Annotated in this window: 13 protein-coding genes; 11 read left to right on the forward strand and 2 right to left on the reverse strand. The window is 61.9% G+C overall.

Annotated elements, in window-relative coordinates; all coding sequences use genetic code 11:
* Window positions 1-8 precede the first annotated feature (8 nt).
* From F812_RS0105560 to F812_RS0105570, 4 genes are all read left to right on the forward strand, one after another.
* Window positions 9-365, forward strand: coding sequence for a hypothetical protein (locus F812_RS0105560; RefSeq protein WP_020084969.1), 357 nt, complete (start codon window positions 9-11; stop codon window positions 363-365).
* 211 nt (window positions 366-576) lie between these two features.
* Window positions 577-1104, forward strand: a complete 528-nt coding sequence (locus tag F812_RS0105565; RefSeq protein WP_020084970.1) for an antirestriction protein ArdA — start codon at window positions 577-579, stop codon at window positions 1102-1104.
* A gap of 194 nt (window positions 1105-1298) precedes the next feature.
* Window positions 1299-1514: a transcriptional regulator domain-containing protein gene (locus F812_RS26000; RefSeq protein WP_083929089.1), complete on the forward strand. Its 216-nt coding sequence runs from the start codon at window positions 1299-1301 to the stop codon at window positions 1512-1514.
* Window positions 1515-1560: 46 nt separating this feature from the next.
* A complete protein-coding gene (locus tag F812_RS0105570) occupies window positions 1561-2082 on the forward strand; it encodes a DUF2285 domain-containing protein (protein WP_020084971.1) in 522 nt (173 codons plus the stop codon).
* A gap of 17 nt (window positions 2083-2099) precedes the next feature.
* Here F812_RS0105570 and F812_RS0105575 read toward each other — a convergent pair whose 3' ends face one another.
* Window positions 2100-2357: a DNA -binding domain-containing protein gene (locus F812_RS0105575; protein WP_026867870.1), complete on the reverse strand. Its 258-nt coding sequence runs from the start codon at window positions 2355-2357 to the stop codon at window positions 2100-2102.
* Window positions 2358-2715: 358 nt separating this feature from the next.
* On the opposite strand from F812_RS0105575, the gene F812_RS0105580 reads away from it, so the two are divergent.
* The 5 genes from F812_RS0105580 to F812_RS0105600 all read left to right on the forward strand — a co-directional run bounded on the left by F812_RS0105580 (window position 2716) and on the right by F812_RS0105600 (window position 14039).
* On the forward strand, window positions 2716-3396 hold the full coding sequence (locus tag F812_RS0105580; RefSeq protein ID WP_020084973.1) for a hypothetical protein: 681 nt from the start codon (window positions 2716-2718) through the stop codon (window positions 3394-3396).
* A 464-nt stretch (window positions 3397-3860) separates the two neighbouring features.
* The gene (locus tag F812_RS0105585; RefSeq protein WP_020084974.1) at window positions 3861-5705 is read left to right on the forward strand and encodes an AAA family ATPase; all 1845 of its coding nucleotides are present in this window, start codon (window positions 3861-3863) and stop codon (window positions 5703-5705) included.
* Window positions 5702-6358, forward strand: a complete 657-nt coding sequence (locus F812_RS0105590; protein WP_026867871.1) for a 4Fe-4S single cluster domain-containing protein — start codon at window positions 5702-5704, stop codon at window positions 6356-6358. The genes F812_RS0105585 and F812_RS0105590 overlap by 4 nt, the downstream gene beginning before the upstream one ends.
* The gene (locus F812_RS22710) at window positions 6358-12600 is read left to right on the forward strand and encodes an AAA domain-containing protein (protein WP_245257646.1); all 6243 of its coding nucleotides are present in this window, start codon (window positions 6358-6360) and stop codon (window positions 12598-12600) included. Before F812_RS0105590 ends, F812_RS22710 begins: the two co-directional genes overlap by 1 nt.
* Before the next feature lie 62 nt (window positions 12601-12662).
* A complete protein-coding gene (locus tag F812_RS0105600; RefSeq protein WP_020084977.1) occupies window positions 12663-14039 on the forward strand; it encodes a hypothetical protein in 1377 nt (458 codons plus the stop codon).
* 223 nt (window positions 14040-14262) lie between these two features.
* Here F812_RS0105600 and F812_RS22715 read toward each other — a convergent pair whose 3' ends face one another.
* On the reverse strand, window positions 14263-15603 hold the full coding sequence (locus tag F812_RS22715) for a tyrosine-type recombinase/integrase (protein ID WP_020084978.1): 1341 nt from the start codon (window positions 15601-15603) through the stop codon (window positions 14263-14265).
* A 424-nt stretch (window positions 15604-16027) separates the two neighbouring features.
* Here F812_RS22715 and F812_RS0105610 point away from each other — a divergent pair, with 424 nt between their 5' ends.
* Window positions 16028-16414 (forward strand): DUF2946 family protein, encoded by a 387-nt coding sequence (locus F812_RS0105610; RefSeq protein WP_020084979.1) that lies wholly within the window; start codon window positions 16028-16030, stop codon window positions 16412-16414.
* Window positions 16415-16503: 89 nt separating this feature from the next.
* Window positions 16504-18825 carry a TonB-dependent receptor gene (locus tag F812_RS0105615; RefSeq protein ID WP_040497994.1) on the forward strand — a complete coding sequence of 774 codons (2322 nt, stop codon included), beginning with the start codon at window positions 16504-16506 and terminating at the stop codon, window positions 18823-18825.
* Window positions 18826-18870: the final 45 nt, after the last annotated feature.

The raw sequence follows: 18870 nt of genomic DNA on the forward strand, positions 1-18870 counted from the left end.
TTATTGGCGTGGAGCACTTGATTGTTGTCGAGTTGAAGCGGCCCGGCATTCCTATCGGCATGGATCAGAAGAACCAAGCATGGAAGTATGTTGTTGAATTGCAGACTCACGGATTGATTGACGATTCTACGCGTGTGACCTGTTTTGTCCTGGGATCGCGACTAACGCCGCGTGAAGGCGTCCGTGAGGAAGGGCCGACCAAGATTATCCCCATGGCCTATGAAACATTTATCCGACGTGCTGAAACTCGGATGCTTAATCTGTATGCACGGCTTTCCGAGGCACCATTCCTGCGTCAAGCTGGCTTGGATGCCGACAGCTTCGTGAAAGAGCCAATCGCACGCCAAGGTGGTTTCGACGTGTAGTTGATCTGGCAGGAAAAAAGTTCTGTAACTTAGGGCTCTGCCCTCGGCGCACTTCGAAAGGCTTCCGCCCAGCTTCCTCCGCGCGTGACGCGCTCCGTGCAGCCGGTTCCCCGCGAAGCCTCCCTCCGTTTGCACACCCGGTCTCGGCGACGGCCAGAAGGTCAGGCGCGGCGTTCCGCTTCGCTGACCTTCAGACCCGAGGATCAGAGACATGGCCAACGTATCCGACAGCAATCCCCGCATCTATGTCGCCTGCCTTGCCGCCTACAATAACGGCTATCTGCATGGGGCTTGGATCGACGCGGATCAGGACACCGATCAGATCAGGGATGAAATTGCCGCGATGCTTGCCCGTTCCCCTGTAGAGGGCGCGGAGGAATACGCCATTCACGATTATGAGGGCTTCGAGGGCGTTAGCATCTCCGAATATGCCGGCATCGACACCGTGGCGCGGATGGCCGCTTTCATCGCAGAGCATGGCGCACTTGGCGCGGGCCGGCTGGAGCAGTTCAGCGGCGACATGGACCAAGCCGAATCCACGTTGGAGGATTGCTATCATGGTCAGTTCGCCAGCCTCGCCGACTACATGGAGGAATTGACGACCGAGAGCGTCACGATCCCCGAGGCGCTGCGCTACTATGTCGATTGGAACGCGATGGCGCGCGACGCCGAGATGGGCGGCGACCTGTTCACTATCGAGACGGCGCACGGCGAGGTCCATGTGTTTTCCAACAGGTGAGTACATGACTGCCTGTCCGTGCTCATACGGGCAGGCAGCTCCAAAGCGCCGGCTGTTGCCAAGCTAAAAACACCAAAGAATGATCGGGTTAGCCGCTCAAGGTATCTGCTTTGAGCGGGTTCTATATTTTCGGTGATCCTTGAACCTCTTTTTGCCGGGCGCTGCCCAGCATCCCGGCTTGGGGAGGAGACGCCATGCTCAGCATCGATTGGCGATCTCCGGCGGCATACGGGCATACAAAGCACATCCCTGCCGCTGGTTTCGCTTGGGAATACCTGCGCCGTAACGACGAATATCGTCGGGACTGCCAGACCATCGCATTGACCGGAGGGGCGGCTGCCCGCGACCTTGAAGAGTTCGCGCATCGATGGGGGTTGCGATTTCCCGTGCGATCCCGACGCGCCGCATGATCGTCAAACGCCGATCTGGTGTCCGCGCCTTCAGCCGAAAGCTGTGATGTTGTCGCCTGTAGATCACAAGGACGGCGACACCGAGCCAATATTGACGCTGGCGCACCTAGACGGCCTAGACCTGCGCCCCGCTGCCGATGGCTGGCACGGCCTCTGGCAGGTGGATGGCATTGCACATCAGTTCTGGCTTCCCGAGGCAGTTCCGGATGCCACCGCCTTCTATGCCGTTACGCTGCCGATGGATTCATTTCTGGAGCTGCGCGCTCACGCCGCCCGCCGTTTTTGGCGTTCCCTCAGCGGCCGCGCGCCCGGTCCAGATTTCCGGGCCGTTCCCGCCCAGCTCCGGCAATGGCATATCCTGTCCCTGCGCGCGCTCGACGCTCGTCTGAGCGGCGAGAGCTATCGCACCATCGCCGAAATCCTGCTCGGCTTTCGCGGCACCAAGGAGGATTTCGAGCGCGACCCGCGCAAGAACAAGGCCCGCCGCCTAGTCGCGCACGGCATCAAAATGATGCGCGGGGGCTATCGCCTACTGCTCCATTATCCGATCAAGCCCAACAAGCGTTAATCGTGCTGGCGTGGCCCTCACGCCTTGTTGGCTGCCGCCTGCTCCAGAATTCTCCGATAGCCCTCACGCGACAGCCATTGCGCGCGTTCGAGATGGCTTTGCCAGCAACGGCGTGTGCGAGGTTCATCGGCGGCCGGATCACGGTGTAGCACGATCTGCGCGACTTCCTTCCAGTCCGCGCCGTCGGCCTTCGCATCCAGCAAACGCAGATAGGTGACGTAATGCCGTTCGTCATAGACGGTTAAGGCGCGCGGGCGGCAGGCGATGTGGTTGATCCAAAATCGAAGGTCATCGCGTCAACAGTTCAGTCGCCGTCCCGGTGTGGAGATGTCAACACACAATCGAGGTCCGACGCTATCCCCCTGACGTAGGGCGGTTGGGAGAGGCGTCCCAGAAGCCGACATCGCGATGGGGGGAGGTGGACAGCCCCGCATGTATCGTGTGACGTCCGTCTTCGAATAAGTAGCGGTTGTCGTTCAGCGCTTTGTTAGCGTCTGCTTCGGTACCCGATATATTGCTCTGCAACCAAATCGTGCGACACTGTCCATTGATTGGCCGAGGAACATGTTTTGCTCGTCGCGGCCCTTATTCCCATAGTACAATGCGTCTCGATTAAGTCGCGTGGGGGATGTCATGGTGCAATTCGTCGTGAAGGGTCCTTTTCCCGTTCCGTTAAGGAAGGGGGTGACCGGCGGAAGACTCATCCATCAAGAGCAATTGAAAGTAATCGTCCAAGAATGCGACGACGTCAGCAAGCCCGGCTGTTACGTCTTCTCCTGCGCCTCTGGACGCGGGAGCTTGCCGGTCTATGTGGGGAAGGCATCTAAGAACATCTTCAAAGAAGCCTTCAACGACCGCAATATCAACAGTCTGAATGAGTATCTAAGTAACAGACGTAAGGCCAAGATTGAATTTTACGTCATCCATCAAGCGAATGTGCGCGGTCAAACAGGCAACGAGACATGTATTGATGACATTGAAGACTGGCTTATCGGCTTTGCCAGCCGTCGCACCGCTCAGCTTCTTAATATCCATGGGGCACGCCCGACGAAGTGGTCCATCGCTGGTGTAGCAAACCACGACGGTAGAGGGCACCCTGGTTCGTCGGTGTTATCGTTCAAGGCCATGATGGGCATGACGACGAAGAGGCCGAAAGGTGTTCCTCGGAGTTCCATCGTCGAAGATGCAGAGATAACGCCTGAAGCCATCGAGAGCGCGAGCCCCGAGATTGAAGAGGCGGCTGAGATTGAAGACGAAGTGGGAAGCGACCAGGGGGATACCTTGCGGGGAAGCTCACCAGAACTCCCGACTTGAACGGTGGCTTGGTGTGGGTGACACGATTGGGTGGCCTTGGCATCACCGGAATCGTTGTCAGGAAGTTTGATTGACGATTGGTCCCAGGAGCCGACATCTAGCTCCGATCGGTTCGAACTGCGGACAGCTGTGTTAGTGGCGTCTGCTTCTGTTTGCCTAGCGATTCATCGGGGCGGCCGCACAGTCTCTTTCTCTCCACGTCTGCTGCCTATTTCCTGCAGGGAGGTGATGAACGTGCACAAGCGCCGCCCTCACCTCCGCAACACGAGGGCAGAGTGCAGCAACGACCACACGCATGCAGTGGAAAACCTGCTGATGCGGGGCGACGGCAGCTGCGATTCACGCCAGACATTTTTTTTTGGCTGCTTTTCAGCATAACATTTCGAAAGTCTTCTTGCTGAACGAACGCTTTCGGCCCTTCTGACTTCTGGAGCGGTGGGCGCCAATAGATTCCGAGGTGGGGGATGGTTCGTGTTGACGCCTATCAGAAGCCGCGCTGGCTGAGGGATCTGCAGCGGTTCCTTCCTCTAAAGAGCCAGTTCGTCCTCACCGGCAATGTTCGCGACCTGCAGGCCCTGGAAGCTATCCCGGGGCAGATGACTGCGGCATCCCTGATGACAGCGCTTGCGACAGAGCTCGTCGCCAGCGGCTACCAGCATGTGGTCTCCTACGAGCCGACCACTGGCTTTCGCATGGCCGACACACTGTCGGGCACGCCTCCGGATGGCGATGCGGTACTCAGCCGACTAGGCCTGACACCGGCAAACGGGATCGCACCGGCGGGACTCGATCTACTCACATCCACACTGGAGCGGATCGTCTCGTTTGACGACGGACCTATTGCCCTCGTGGTGGACTTCGCGTCACGGCTGATCGTCCGCAATGAGTTCCTCCAGCCGCACGAGCATCAGCTCTTCATGCGTGCCCAGGTTCTTTCGCAGACGGCCCGGCCGAGACCGCATGGCCCGCAGCGGACGCCGTTCTTCAATTCCATCGTGTGGATCGTCGACAAAGAAGGCGATCTGCCGGACTGGTTCCTCTTCAACAATGCCCGCCTGCGACACATTCCGATCGCCAAGCCCGACCACCTTGCGCGAGGTGCGCTGGCGCGCGTCCTTATCAAGACCATGCCGGCAGGCGGACAAGCGAGTGCGGAGGCCCTCGCCGCCTCTGCCGACGCTTTCGTCGATATGACCGACGGCCTGCTCCTCACGGACCTCAACGCGATTGCGCAACTGGGTCGCAGCGAGAGCGTCACGTTCGACCGGATCGCCGATGCCGTGCGACGCTACAAGGTCGGCGTGACCGAGGACCCGTGGAGGAGGATCGACCGGCGCAAGATCGAGGCGGCGCCGGCCTATATCCGCGGCCGGGTAAAGGGCCAGGATCATGCCGTCACGCATGTGCTGGATATCGTGAAGCGGGCACTCACCGGTGTCGGCGCACCGCGCCGCGGCGGGCGGCCGCGGGGCGTCGTGTTCCTGGCAGGTCCCACTGGCGTCGGAAAAACCGAGCTTGCCAAGGCTATTACGTCGCTGCTGTTCGGCGATGAAAGTGCCTACATCCGGTTCGATATGTCCGAGTTCGGCGCGGAGCATTCGGACCAACGCCTGATCGGCGCTCCGCCGGGCTATGTCGGCTATGATGTCGGCGGCGAGTTGACCAACGCCATTCGCGAGAAGCCCTTCAGTGTTGTTCTGTTTGACGAGATCGAGAAGGCGCATCCGCGCATCCTGGACAAGTTCTTGCAGATTCTCGACGACGGCGTGCTGACGTCGGGTCGCGGTGATCGCGTCTACTTCTCCGAGGCACTGATCGTCTTCACCTCCAACCTCGGCATCTATCGCGAGGACCCGTCAGGCGAACGCGTCCTCAACGTCTCGCCCAACGAGCCTTTTGCGGCGGTCCAGGCGAACGTGCGCCGCGAAATCGAACGCCACTTCAAGATCGTTCTCAACCGGCCCGAAATTCTCAACCGGATTGGCGAGAACATCATCGTCTTTGATTTCATCCGGCCGGAGGTCGCCATCCAGATTTTTCATCAGATGGTGGATGCGACGCTGGCCGATCTGGCGCATGGCGGCACACACGTTTCGATCAGCAACGGCGCCCGCGAACAGCTGGCGATTTTGTGTCTGGAGGATCTGTCGAACGGGGGACGCGGCATTCGCAATCAGGTCGAACGCCATCTTGTCAATCCGCTGGCCCGCGCCCTGTTCGACTTCGGCGATCCGCAGGGATCTCGCCTGTCGATTGCCGAGGTTGAGAAAGGAGCTGTCACGTCGCTGCATCTGGCGAGGTTGCCATGATCAGTACGGATCTTCCCATCAGCCTGTCCCGCCTTCACTTTCCGGTCACCGCCTTGGGGCCAGGCCGCCGGGTTGGCATCTGGTTTCAGGGCTGTTCAATCCGATGTCCCGGCTGCATCTCTGCAGACACCTGGGCGGCGATAAAGCCGTCATCGACGGTGGGCGGCGTTCTGGCGGCGATCAGACCGTGGCTTGCCACGGCAGATGGTATCACGATCTCGGGCGGCGAGCCCTTTGATCAGGCCGGGGCGCTCGAAGTTCTGCTGCGGGGCCTGAGGGCCGAGAGTGCGGGAGATATTCTCGTGTTCTCTGGCTATCCGCTGGAGGCACTCCACGCGCACCTGTCGCGCATGCGTGGCCTGATCGACGCCATTGTCAGCGATCCCTTCGAGCGAACGGCGACGCAGTCCCTTCGCCTGCGCGGCAGCGACAATCAGAGATTGACGTTCCTGACTTCACTCGGCCGCCACCGCTTTGCCGCTTACCAGACATCGCGCGACAACAGCGATCGCCATCTCGACGTTGCTTTCGACGAAGCCGGCACCGTCTGGTTCGCCGGCATTCCGGATCGTGATGACTTCGCGCGCCTCAACGCATGGCTCACCACCCAAGGGCATTGCGTGGCGACTTCGGAGGACAAGAGTTGTCGGTGATGCCCAGCAGTCATATGCGATGGTGCCCGAGCTGTGAGAGCGAACGCGATCTCGGCGAGGTCTTCTGCGAGGGATGCCTCGAAAAGGGCTTTGAGCCCTGGCCAATCTCACAGGAACCCATTCGGCCGAGCGGTTGGCGCCCCGCTACCACGCCGAGCGACCCGTCGGAACCTGCGCAGTATGTCTGTCCAAACGGACATCCGATCACGGCGGGGGATCTGATCTGCCCCGAGTGCCATGTCGACATTCCGGCACTTGGCGACACCATCGAACGTGGTGGTTTCAGCGAGCCCGATCCGCCGCCCTATGAACCGCCGCCGGAAATCGAAACTCCCGACACCATCGACGGCTGGCGCTTGGATCGTCGACTGAGCACGCCAGGACGGGTGCGCGAGCGTTTTGTCGCCACGCGGTGCGATGATGACCGATCGGCCGTACTGACATTGTACGCTCATGGCCACGAGCCAGATCCGTCCGTCTATGCCCTGCTGCAGCGATTGCCGCGTGATCACGTGCCGGAGCTGCTTGCCACCGGCCGTTGGAACGATCGCGTCTACGACATCTGCGAGCACATTGAAGGCGGATCGCTCGCCGACCGTTCCTACTCGGGGGCCGATCTGGCGTCCGTCCGCCATCTTGCCTTGGAGATTGGAAGTGCACTCAGGACCTTTGCCGAGTTCGGATTGCGACATCGGGATCTGAGACCGGGTAACATTCACGTCCGGGCCAGTGAGCCGCTCGACCTGGTGATCACCGGCTTCGGATCGGCACGGCTTTCTGAGTTCGATCTCGACATCGTCGCTCCACTCGAAACGACACCGTATACGGCGCCGGAAGCTGTCGTCGGCGCCGTCGCGCCGGCGTCGGATTGGTGGAGCTTGGGCATGATTCTGCTCGAGCAGGTCACGGAAGGCCGTTGTTTCGACGGTATCAATCCCCGTGTCTTTCTGGTCCACGCTCTTGCGACCGGTGTCGCGGTACCCGGCGACCTCCCGCCTGAGCTCCAGACAGTGCTACGCGGCCTTCTGGTGCGCGACCGGACCAAACGCTGGGGCTGGCCGCAGCTCAAGGCCTGGCTCGAAGGCGAGGCCGTCGACGTCCCGGCAGACGCGGCGGTCAGCCCGGAGACGGGCGCTGGTCCGGAGATCCGTCTCGGCAACAAAGCTTACAGGAGCCCGACGCGCTTCGCGCTCGAGGCTGCCGACGCACCCAACTGGGATGAGGCGCGCGATCTCCTCCTCCGCGGCGAGATCGCGACGTGGGCGGCGGAGATCGGCCTGCCGGATAGTGCTGTCTCGATGCTGCGGCAGATCACGCGCCACGATGGGCTGCACGATGACTTCCGGCTGTCGATCGCACTGAAGCTGCTCAATGAGAACATGCCGCTGGCCTGCCGAGGCGACATCATCAATCCGGCATGGCTGCTCGAACATAGCGAGTTGGGCTACGCGTTGATAGCGGGGCCGGCGCCGGACATTCTGGCCGGCATGGGTGCGGAGCCCTGGCTGTCGCGCCTCAAGATGCGTGCCGGCGCTGTGCGCGAGAAAGCGAGGCACCTCGAGATCAATCTGGAAGAAGCAACGCTGCGGGCCTATCTTCTGGCGACCTCGCGCGCGCGGCTTGCCGCGGAATGGGACATACGACGCCGGCTCTTTCCGGATACGGAGCACGCTGGCATCGCGAGCCTGATGGAACGGCGCCAGTCGGCCGAAGGGGATTTCATCATCCTTCTTGCCGCCGATCCCGGCTATTTTCGCAGCCGCGATGAGGTCATCGGCGAAGCGGAGCAGCTGGCGCAGCGGGCCGGCATTGCCCTGTTCGATCGCGCGGCAGCCGCGCGTCATCTCGATCTCTCCCGCCGTGATCTGATCGCCGAAGTCCGGCGTCGGACCGGCGATCTTGCGCGTTGCGGGATTGCGCGCGCCGATGAGTGGGTGGAACAGCTCCGTCTGGAGCGGCGACTGCCAATCGGGCGCGCGCTGGTGTTACTGGCCATTCCGGCGGAGCAATGGCGCGAGCCGCCCAAGCATGAGTACTACCAGCGCATTCTCGATTATTTCGAGAAGAAGGTGACGATCTCGCTGACGCGCGGCCCGCTGGTACGCATGATTATCGGCAAGACGACGCCGCGCATTGACGTCTGTGAGTTGGGGAGCGCGCGGCGGCGCCCGGACGACATGGTTGCACATGTGCTGCGACGCTCGGATCAGTCTTTCGAGATTGATCCAGCTGTGTTCGCGACACCGGAGAGCTCTCCGGAAAGCCGGCTGCGCCATCTCGTGCAGGGCGCAGCCCTCTACAAGCGCGACACAGGCATCGATGGCCTCTATCTGGGGTTTCCCTTCCTCATCGCCCGCGACGGCAGGGTGGCCGTCAAGCCGCGCATCGCGCCGATCCTGCTCTGGCCGATACGTGTCGACGCGGCGGTGGGTGTGCGCGGCAATGTTTCGGTTGCGTTCGACCGTGACCGGGAGGATGTCCGCATCAATCCGGCGCTGGAGGGGATCGTCGGGGTCGATGAGATCGGCCGGTGGCGAGATGTGATCGAGGAGCTGCTCGGCCGCTCGGCGCTGAGTCCCGGCGATGTCATGGATGCTTTCAGCGCCTTGGCAACGTGCGCCGGGCAGGAGCTTGCCAGGTTGCCGGGGCGTGACGTTCAGGTGCCACCGGGGGCACGGCAGGCTGTTCCGTCCGCTGTCATCTTCCATCTCTCATATATCGGGCAGGCGATCGTCGATGATCTGCGGCGGCTAAAGGCCAGGGCGCCGGATACCACAGCTCTGGCCGCGCTTCTTCGTATCGTGAGCCTGGAAGCCGACGGTCCGTCACCGCCGTCGCCGCGCGAGATCGATCGCTTCTTCAGCGCGGCAAGCGATCCGTCGCAAGAGGCGGCGGTGTTCGCGGCGCGCAATGCGCCGGGGCTTCTGCTCGAAGGACCGCCGGGGACCGGCAAGAGCCAGACCATCGTCAATATCATCGCCGATGCCATCGGCCGGAAGCGGAGCGTGCTCGTCGTCTGCCAGAAGCATGCGGCAATCGACGTCGTGCGAAAGCGCCTGGAGAAGGAAGGACTGCAGGACCGCTGCATCATGGTCACGGACATCAACAAGGATCGGCAGCCCGTGCTGCAGATGATCCGTGACCAGGCCATCAATCTGCGGCGGAACCCCGGTTCGGCAGACGCAGCCGTGCGCCGGAAACGGCAGCAGCTTGCCCATCTGATTGAGGAACTCGAAGGTCAGCTCGACCGCCGCCATGAGGCCCTGCATCAGGCCGACGACGAAACCGGCTTGAGCTACAGGACGCTCCTGGGCGAACTGATCGAGCTGGAGGCGGACGGGCCGGCGCCGATCGACGTGCCGAGATTGCGCGGCCTGCTTGAGACATTGCCAGCGGCGCAGAGGGCGGCGATTGAGGAGTCCTGCGCCTCGCTGGCGCGCTATTGGCTGCCTGCGCGCTTTGAGGGAAATCCTCTTCATGCCCTCAAGGCCTTCCACGCCGATCCAGCCACGCTTCGGGCCTTCCTGACGGATTTCGAGCTTTTTGCCGCGGCGGAAGCGCAGCGCCAAGGGCTGATCTCGCAAGGTACTGCAGCCTTTGAGGTCGCGGATGCCGAGGCAACACGCGTGTGGGTGTCGGAGGCATCCGAAATGAGTGCTCTGTTTAGAGCGGAGCAACGTGGCAATGTCGCCTTATGGATCTCGCTGTTCGCACCCGGCGCCGGTGCCCGGGCCGGCAAGAGCGAGGGTGGAAAACAGCTCGAGGAGCTCGACGCGCTGATCGCCTGTCTGGAGACGCTGGACTCGTCCTTACCATCCAGCGAGATGGCAAGCATTCTCCTCACCCTCGATGACGACACGCTTCGCGCGCTGGCGGGCGCGTGCGACCGTGCTTCCGGGCCGGCCTCTTTAATTGGCCTCCTCAATCCGTTCAGATTTCTTGCTTTACGGCACCTGAGGCGCTTCCTGCGCGAGTGCGCGCCCGGGATCGTCGGCGACGTGCCCGCGTTGGTCGGGGCGGTACGGTTTGAGCGCGAGCTGCGGACACTCAAGCAGCGTCTCGCCGTAGTGCTGGTGCAGTTGCGGATCAACGATCTGACGCTCGCCTCCATGCCATGGGCGGGCGTCACCCGGCTTGCCATGCACTTGCGTCAGTCGCTTGGCGACGTCGAGAAGCTGGCGCAGCTCCTCGAACGCGGGCCGCGGATCGATCTGGCCCTGCAACACGCCGAAGCCGGCACCTTGCCGGCATTCCTCGAGGAGGTGGCGGCAGCGGTCAGACGATGCGACACGCGCGCGGCAAGCGCGGCCGCGCTGGCCGCCCTGGACAACTGGTTCGAGGACCCGTGGTTGTCGGCCTGCCGATCGGCGATCACGACCGGCCAGTCGAACATGTCGTCGCTGTCAACGATCGCAGGCGCCCTGCCGACGCTGGAGGCCTTCCAGCAGTTTCGTCGGCGTGCCATGGGTCTCGACGAGGCGACATTGAAGGTGTTCGCGCATCTGCGCGATGTCGAGACCCAGATGAGCGCCCTGCCGACGCATGAGTTGAGCGCCATGGTCCGGCGCATCATAGCACGTGAGGCCCGTCTCGCCATCAAGGCGTCGCTAGAGGCGCGCGAACCGGCACTGCTCCTCGATCAGACCGAGATGGAGGGCAAAGCCCGGGCGCTTGGCGATGCCGACGTGGAGATGCGTCGGCTCAATGGCCGGCTCTTGGCCGACGGTATCGAGGCATCTCAGGTGCAGGGGACGCAACAGACGTGGACGAGCATTACGCGACTACGCGCCGCGCGCGGCGTGCCGCGCTCCAGCATTCGCGATCTTATCGAGAGCGGTCGCGATGTTGGGCTTTTTGAATTGCGCCCGGTATGGCTTGCCAACCCGGATGTCGCCAGTCGCATCCTGCCTCTCACGCCGGGCCTGTTCGATGTCGTCGTCTATGACGAGGCTTCGCAGATGCCGATCGAGTATGCCTTGCCAACACTGTTCCGTGCGAGGCTTGCCGTCGTTAGTGGAGACGAGAAGCAGATGCCGCCGACGTCGTTCTTTGCGGGGCGCATCGAAGATGACGAGGACGCGGAAATCGACGATAGCGAGCCCGATGGGCTCAGCGACAGTGCAAGAGACGCTCTCGAGGAAACCTGGAATCGGCGCGAGATCAAGGACTGCCCAGATCTTCTCAACCTGGCCCGCGTGTCGCTGCCCTCACGGGGGCTTGAGGTCCACTACCGCTCGGCCTACCGCGAGCTGATCGCATTCTCCAATGCCGCTTTCTACGGCAATCGCCTCAACGTTCCCGTTCAGCATCCCGAAGCCGTCGTACGGCGTGAGCGGCCCATCGAGGTCATTCAGCTCAACGGCATCTATACGCAACAGACCAATCCGACCGAGGCTGATCGCGTTGTCGAGCTGCTGGAAGGCTATTGGAGCCAGCCACCTGAGCGACGGCCCTCCATCGGTGTCGTCACATTCAACCGCAAACAGGCCGATTTGATCGAAGACCGGCTCGAGGCCAGAGCGGAGCAGAACGCGGCCTTCCGGGAAGCCTATATCGCCGAGCAGCAGCGCACGCTGGAGCACGAGGATATCGGTTTTTTCGTCAAGAATGTCGAGAACGTGCAGGGTGATGAGCGCGATCTGATCATCTTCTCGACGACCTTCGGTCGCAACGAGCGCGGTGTGTTCCGCCGCAACTTTGGTGTTCTCGGACAACAGGGCGGACGGCGCCGCCTGAACGTTGCCGTCACGCGTGCCAAGAAGAAGATCATCGTCGCCACGTCCATCCCGATCGGCGAGGTCTCCGACATGCTCTCGACGCATCGTCCGCCGATGACGGAGCGCGACTACCTGCAAGGGTATCTGGAGTTCGGACGGTCCATTACGGCGCAGGATCTCGACGCTGGACGCGCCTTGTGCCGGCGCATGGTGACGGAAGGCTCGCGGGGTGAACGACGCAGACATGATGTGACCGATGGGTTCGTGCGATCCGTCGAACGTTTCGTCAGTGGGTTGGGGTATGAGGCCACGCTGGGCGGGGAGAGGGATGCCTTCGCTGTCGACCTCGCCATTGTCGACCCGCGCACCGGCCTGTTTGGCGTCGGCGTCGAGTGTGACGCGCCGCGCGATGCCATTCTGGCGCGCGCCCGAGCCCGCGAGTTGTGGCGGCCGAAGATTCTCGCTGGCACGGTGCGGCAGCTGCATCGGGTTTCATGCGCCGACTGGTATGAGCGGCGGACCTAGGAGCAAGAGCGCCTCCGTCTGGCCATCGAGGCCGCGCTCTCAGCCCCCTCAGGGAGAACAGCATGAGTGGTCCCAAGGTCGTGCGGATCGTGACGCGCGAAGAAATCATCGCCATCTGCGAGCAGCATCTCGCCCGTCTTGACGCGGCCATTGCCCACTGGACGCGATCGGGGCAGCGCAACAGCACGATCACCGAGGCCGAAATCGCTGAAGTGCACCAACGTCGTGACCAGTTGCGCGCGCTTCTGGCTGAGGATGCCTTCGTCGAGCTTCAGAAGGCGGTACCAGAGGAGATCGCATTTCTCGATGCGGACACGCAGTCTCGGCTTGCGCGCGCGGTTGAGCGTGCTGCTGCCGAACGCACGCGGCACCGCCGCCGCGCCGGCGCGGCCCGGACGGTGCTGGCTGAGCTCAGAGCCAGTGGCAAGCCAGTGCCGAGCGAGCTCTCGACTTCACTCGAGGCGATCGTATCCGGTACGACAGGCGATCAGGACGAGGAAGGTGCGTTCGCCAAGGCCTTTGCCCTGCTTAGCGGCAACGGCCCTGCAAACGCCGTCCCTGGGCAGACACGTGACATTGCGATCCGGCTCGGCGCAGGCGAACGCCCAAGGAGCCTTGCCGAATGGCGCACCACCATTATTGACAATGAGCCTGATGACCGACTGGTCCGCGTCGATGGCCTGATTGTCGAGCTACAGCTCATCGATGAAGACGCGGGTGCAGCGTTCGTACAGCGCTTGGCTCAAATCAACGCCGAATCCGCTGCGGCGCGCGCGAGTCTGCTCGTCGACAGCCTCATTGCGGATTTGGCCGAGGCGACGCGCAAGGCACGGGAACGGCGCGACTTGCACGCAAAGCTGCGCGCGCAGCTGGCCGAGATCCAACGCTTCTCGTCGGCACCTGCTCGAGCCCTAGCCTCGGATATCGAAGCGGCTCTCGCGGCATCCGACACCAGCGGAGTCGATAGCCTGCTCGCAGCGGCGGCTGCCCAGGTGAAGGCAGAGATCAACCGCATCGCTGCAGAGGCGCGCCGCCAGACGATCCTTCAAGGATTGTCGAGCCTCGGGTATGAAGTTCGCGAAGGGATGGCCACGGCCTTTGCGAAGGGAGAAGCGGTCGTGATGCAGCACGCCACGACGCCTGGCTTCGGTCTCGAGGTCAGCGGTCCGCCTGAAGCCCAGCGGCTCCAGATGCGTGTCGTGGCATTCGGGTCGCCTGGAGCTCCTCGCGACAGTTCGCGCGATCGCGATATCGAGCTGCAGTGGTGCGGTGACTTCGACAAGCTACAGGACATGCTCGGCTGCGTCGGCGGAGAACTCGCTATTGAGCGCTCTGTTGCTGCAGGTGCTCAGCCCCTGAAAGTCATTGCAGGCCAAGAGCACCTCACGACTGATCAAACGATAGCTCAGCCTCGCTTGCGTACACGGGAAGGTCCTTAGAGACCGTAGCAAAGCACCGCGCATTCTCGCATTCGTGTATGGGTACATTCCACGTCGCAAGAGCTGATCGGTTGTTGAGTTTTTCAGTGCACCATCGTCGCTAGTGCACGAGAAGCGGACGTGAACGGCGCGCAGGTCGCTAGATGACACGCTGACGGGAGCATGACCGCTTTCTCGGTGCAGCGGTCTTCGCAAGGACCGCTGTGGTTTCCTGATTGCGCGTCTACGGCGACTTCGAGAGTTTGTCCATGTCTGCCAACAGCTCCGCAAGCTTGCCCTTGAGGGTCTCGAAAGTATCTGCAGCTTTCTGCTGTTCCACGTCCGTCTCACCCGGCAACTTTCCGGATGCCATTGCCTTAGCCAGGGCCGTTCCGGTGATTTCGGCGAGATGGCTCACTGGGTCATTAGATAGATGAGCGTACCTCGCCGTCGTGATCGGGGTGTTATGGCCCAGTAGTTTTCCGATCACGGGAAGTGTGCCGCCGCTCATAACAGCGAAACTTGCAAATGAGTGGCGCAGGTCGTGGATCCGCACATCGGGGATACCGGCGGCTCGGCGGACCTTGTCCCACGCAGGCTGCAATGCCTTGAGATGCTCTCCCTCCAGATGCCCAATGATGACCCACGGGCAATTGGCGATTCGAGGGATGGAGTTCAGAACCTCAATCGCCTGCTGATTGAGTACGATCGGCTTCTGGCCCGTCTTGCTATCGGGCAAGAGAAGGAGGCGCCGCTCGAAATCGACGTACGACCACTGCAGCGTCAACATTTCTCCTAGCCGAGCGCCCGTAAAGATGAGCAAGCGGATGCAGGCCATTGCGGATGGCATGATCGCACCGCTGGTCTCGAAGTCGACCAGGACCTGCCCGACACGCAAGAGCTCTTCGGTGGAAAGAAAGCGCTCAAGATTCTTCTCCTTGTAGCGAATGACCTTTCGCACGGGATTGCTGTTCTCAGGCCTCCATCCCCACACCTCGGCGAGATTGAACATCTTCGACAGCTGGCCAAGCGTTCTGTTGGCAGCGCCTGGGCCACCTCTGACATCGAGTCCACCTGTGCCGCCTTCGCGCCGACGCTTCGTGCGTTTCGATGTAATGCCGTCGCGGATCTTGCGTTTGAATTCTTCGATGTCGGTGCGCGTGATCTCTGCAACTGTACGGCCGCCGAGAAGAGGAATGATGTGGTTGCGGTTATTGCGCTCGTAGCCAAGCACGGTTGCCGGCTTGTTGTGCTGGCGCGAGTGCTCCTCGAGAAAGCGCTCGCACAGTTCTTCAATCGTCGGCTGATTGCGTTTCGCCTCGCGCACCGCAACGATATTCACACCGGAGTGAATCTGCCCCCACAAGCGCTGTGCTTCTTTGCGAGCCGTCTCAACCGTCCACGGTGCGCCATGCCGACCAATGGTGATCCATCTCTGACGACCGTTGATGCGTGCCTTCAACATGTAGACCGGGTGCCGCAGCTGGCGCCGAACGGCGAAGCCCTTTACGGTCGTATCGAAAAGGGTTTCGCCCGGTTGAAGAGCGTCGACCAAGCGCTTCGAAAGAAGAACAGCGGCAGTCACAAGCGGTCTCCATCGATCAAAATTAGCGACCAATTAGCGACCACTTTGGAGCGAAACAGGGCGAAATCAAGATGTATACTGAGTAATAGGCCTCAGTAAAATCAATAAGTTACGTAATGCTGCGTAATGCTGCGGAGTGACCTGGATCGCCTTAAAATCCTGAGACGGCAACGTCGTGTGGGTTCGAGTCCCACCGTCCGCACCAATAAAAACAACAATGAGCCTCACCGTGCCGGTGGAGTTCGATCGTCAGCAGCTGGTCCGTCGAAACGGAGACCGCTCTGCGTTCAAGAGCGGAGCCTCTTCAAGAGTGACTTGGATCAAGCGATGTGGCGGCTTCGTCACACCTCGCTCTTCGAGTAGCCATTACGTATTGCGAACCTGCATCCCCCTGCTAGCGTTGTGGGGTGGGGGAAGTAAATCCGTGCACAGACGCGCTGCCATCACCATTGTCCTGCTTGCTGTGCTGGCTCTGCGTAGCCTGCTCCCGGCCGGATATATGCTGCAGTCGGCCAGTGCTGCGGAGGGCTTGGGGCTCGAAATCGTCATTTGCGCGAGCTCCGGCGCGCGGCTTTTGGCCGTCGATGATGAAAACAAGCCGGTTTCGCCAAAGCCGCAACACGCCGATACCGCACTTTGCCCGTATGCCGCTTCTGGTGCTGCCGCTGTGGCCGCCGCAGAGTCCAAACCTGTCGTTCGCCAAGTCGAGTACGCCGCCGTTACCTACACGCTGGCGGTGGCGCTGTTTGCCGAGACTCCCAAGCCTGGGGCAGTCTCCGCCCGAGGCCCGCCCCTCTCCGCACTGATCTGATTCAACTGCGCCATCGATGGCCGTGCATCGCCTTCCCGAACGGAAGCGTGCGCCCGTCGCTCGTTTCAGACTCAATGTGGATCTTCGCCATGTACGCTTTGCTCCGGCCGCTCGTCTCGGCCCGGCCCAATCCTGTCTCCATTCGCGCGGCTGCCCTCGGAGCCGTTTCGGTTCTCGCGCTCTGCGCGATGGGCTCGCCCTCTCACGCGCAACAAACCCTCCCCGAGGTCACCATCCAGCAGTCGGCCGCCGGCAAAGCCAAGAAGGCAAAGAAGCCTGGCCAGCCGTCGAGCGTGTCTCAGGGAGCCGAACAGGGCCAATCCGAAGCCGATGTTGTGGACGGCGGCGACGCAAGCCTTCCCCCGATCGTGGGCGTAGGCGCGACAGGGCTTGCCGTGCCGAGCACCACGACGCAAATCGGGCGGCAGGAAATCCAGTCGAAGATCCCCCAGACGAGCGACACAGCCGAGCTTCTGCGCGAGGCCCCGGGCGTCAGCATCTTCAAGGCTGGCGGCGTGTCCGGGCTGCCCGTCATCAACGGCCTCAACGACGATCGCGTCAAAGTGCTTCTGAACGGCATGGTCGTCTCGTCGGCCTGCGCCAACCATATGAACCCGCCGCTCTCTTACGCCGATCCCGCGCAGATCGCCTACATCGAGGTGCTCTCGGGCGTCACGCCGGTCTCGAAGGGGGGCGACAGTCTGGGCGGCACCGTGATCGTGGAATCGCTGCCGCCGCATTTCGCAGGCGTCGGTGAAGGTGTGCACACCGCCGGCAGCATCTCCGCCTTCTATCGCAGCAACGGCAACGGCGTCGGCACCTCGGCGACGGCACATGCCGCGAGCAACAACGTCAGCGTAAACTACGCGGGCGCGTGGGTTCGCTCCGACAACTACGAGGACGGCCACGGGGTCGAGGTGCTCTCGTCCGAGTACGAGGCTCAGAACCACTCGGTGCAGCTTGCGGTTCGCAACGGCGGCGACCTGTTCGTCGTCCAGGGCGGCATCCAATACATCCCGTATCAGGGCTACGTGAACCAGTACATGGACATGGTCGAGAACAAGGCCTGGTTCCTGAACACGCGGTATGTCGCGAATTTCGGCTGGGGCAAGCTCGATGCGCGGGCCTTCTACCAGAACACCAAGCACGAGATGAACTTCCTCGCGGATAAGCAGCCGGGTGAGATGCCGATGCTCACCGAAGGCCAGGACGCAGGGTACTCGGTCAAAGCCGAGATCCCATTGTCCGGGCGCGATCTCCTCCGCATCGGCAACGAGTTCCATCACCAGCGGCTCGACGACTGGTGGCCGCCCGTGGCTGGCACCATGATGATGGCGCCGGACACCTACTTGAATATCAACGACGGCACGCGCCAACGGCTCGGTACCTTCGTCGAGTGGGAGCGGAAGTGGACGAACGCCTGGTCGACGCTGCTCGGCGTGCGCAACGACATGGTCTGGATGGATACCGGTGACGTAGCGCCCTACAACACGGCTAACCCCTGCATTCCCATGGGCATGATGGGCTGCATGAACAATCCCGATGCGCAGGCGGCGCTGGACTTCAACGCTCGGGACAGGTCTCGCACGGATACGAACTTCGATGTCACCGCGCTGGCGCGCTACGCGCCGTCGGCTTCCGAGAGCTATGAGATTGGCTACGCGCGAAAGACGCGATCCCCGAATCTCTATGAGCGCTACGCTTGGGGCCGCGGAGAGATGGCCATGAGCATGATCGGATGGTTCGGCGACCTCAACGGATACGTCGGCGATCCGGATCTCGATCCCGAGGTCGCCCATACCGTGAGCTTCACCACGGGTTGGAGCAGCGGTGCGCGCAAGGATTGGGAGTTCAAGGCCACTCCTTACTACACCTACGTCGAGGACTACATCGGCGTTCGAAAGATCGGCGACAGCATGATGATGCCGGACGTCGTCTATCTTCAGTTCGCCAATCACGACGCCGAGCTCTATGGCATCAACCTGTCGGGAAGCCTGCTGCTCGCCGACTCGAGCCAGTTCGGACGCTTCGCGCTGACCGGCGTTGCCGGATACGTGCACGGCGAAAATGCCGATACGGGCATCAGCCTCTATCACATGATGCCATGGAACGGCAGGCTCGCGCTCACGCATACGCTGGGCGGATGGACGAACTCGGTCGAGATCTATGCGGTCGCCGGCAAGCATAACATCGACACCGTGCGCAATGAGATGGAGACGGGCGGTTACGCTCTGCTCAATCTCGCCACGAGCTACGAGTGGCAGAACGTGCGCGTCGATCTCGGCATCAAGAACGTATTCGACACCTACTTCGAGGATCCGCTCGCAGGGCACTACTACTTCGCCTCGCCCCGCGACAACGTTCCCGGCGAGGGACGCTCGTTCAACGCGGGGCTGACCCTGAAATTCTGACACGGAGAATGGGCGGCGATCCGGGATCCCGGATCGCCGCCCAAT

This window comes from Hyphomicrobium zavarzinii ATCC 27496, assembly GCF_000383415.1.
Taxonomy (GTDB): Bacteria; Pseudomonadota; Alphaproteobacteria; order Rhizobiales; family Hyphomicrobiaceae; genus Hyphomicrobium_C; species Hyphomicrobium_C zavarzinii.

What these genes read in the sequence shown, in the direction of transcription:
- F812_RS0105590 (WP_026867871.1), top strand. Translation starts at nt 5,702, where the DNA reads ATGATCAGTACGGATCTTCCCATCAGCCTGTCCCGCCTTCACTTTCCG.
- F812_RS0105570 (WP_020084971.1), top strand. Translation starts at nt 1,561, where the DNA reads ATGTTGTCGCCTGTAGATCACAAGGACGGCGACACCGAGCCAATATTG.
- F812_RS0105600 (WP_020084977.1), top strand. Translation starts at nt 12,663, where the DNA reads ATGAGTGGTCCCAAGGTCGTGCGGATCGTGACGCGCGAAGAAATCATC.
- F812_RS0105580 (WP_020084973.1), top strand. Translation starts at nt 2,716, where the DNA reads ATGGTGCAATTCGTCGTGAAGGGTCCTTTTCCCGTTCCGTTAAGGAAG.
- F812_RS0105565 (WP_020084970.1), top strand. Translation starts at nt 577, where the DNA reads ATGGCCAACGTATCCGACAGCAATCCCCGCATCTATGTCGCCTGCCTT.
- F812_RS0105585 (WP_020084974.1), top strand. Translation starts at nt 3,861, where the DNA reads ATGGTTCGTGTTGACGCCTATCAGAAGCCGCGCTGGCTGAGGGATCTG.
- F812_RS26000 (WP_083929089.1), top strand. Translation starts at nt 1,299, where the DNA reads ATGCTCAGCATCGATTGGCGATCTCCGGCGGCATACGGGCATACAAAG.
- F812_RS0105615 (WP_040497994.1), top strand. Translation starts at nt 16,504, where the DNA reads ATGTACGCTTTGCTCCGGCCGCTCGTCTCGGCCCGGCCCAATCCTGTC.
- F812_RS22710 (WP_245257646.1), top strand. Translation starts at nt 6,358, where the DNA reads ATGCCCAGCAGTCATATGCGATGGTGCCCGAGCTGTGAGAGCGAACGC.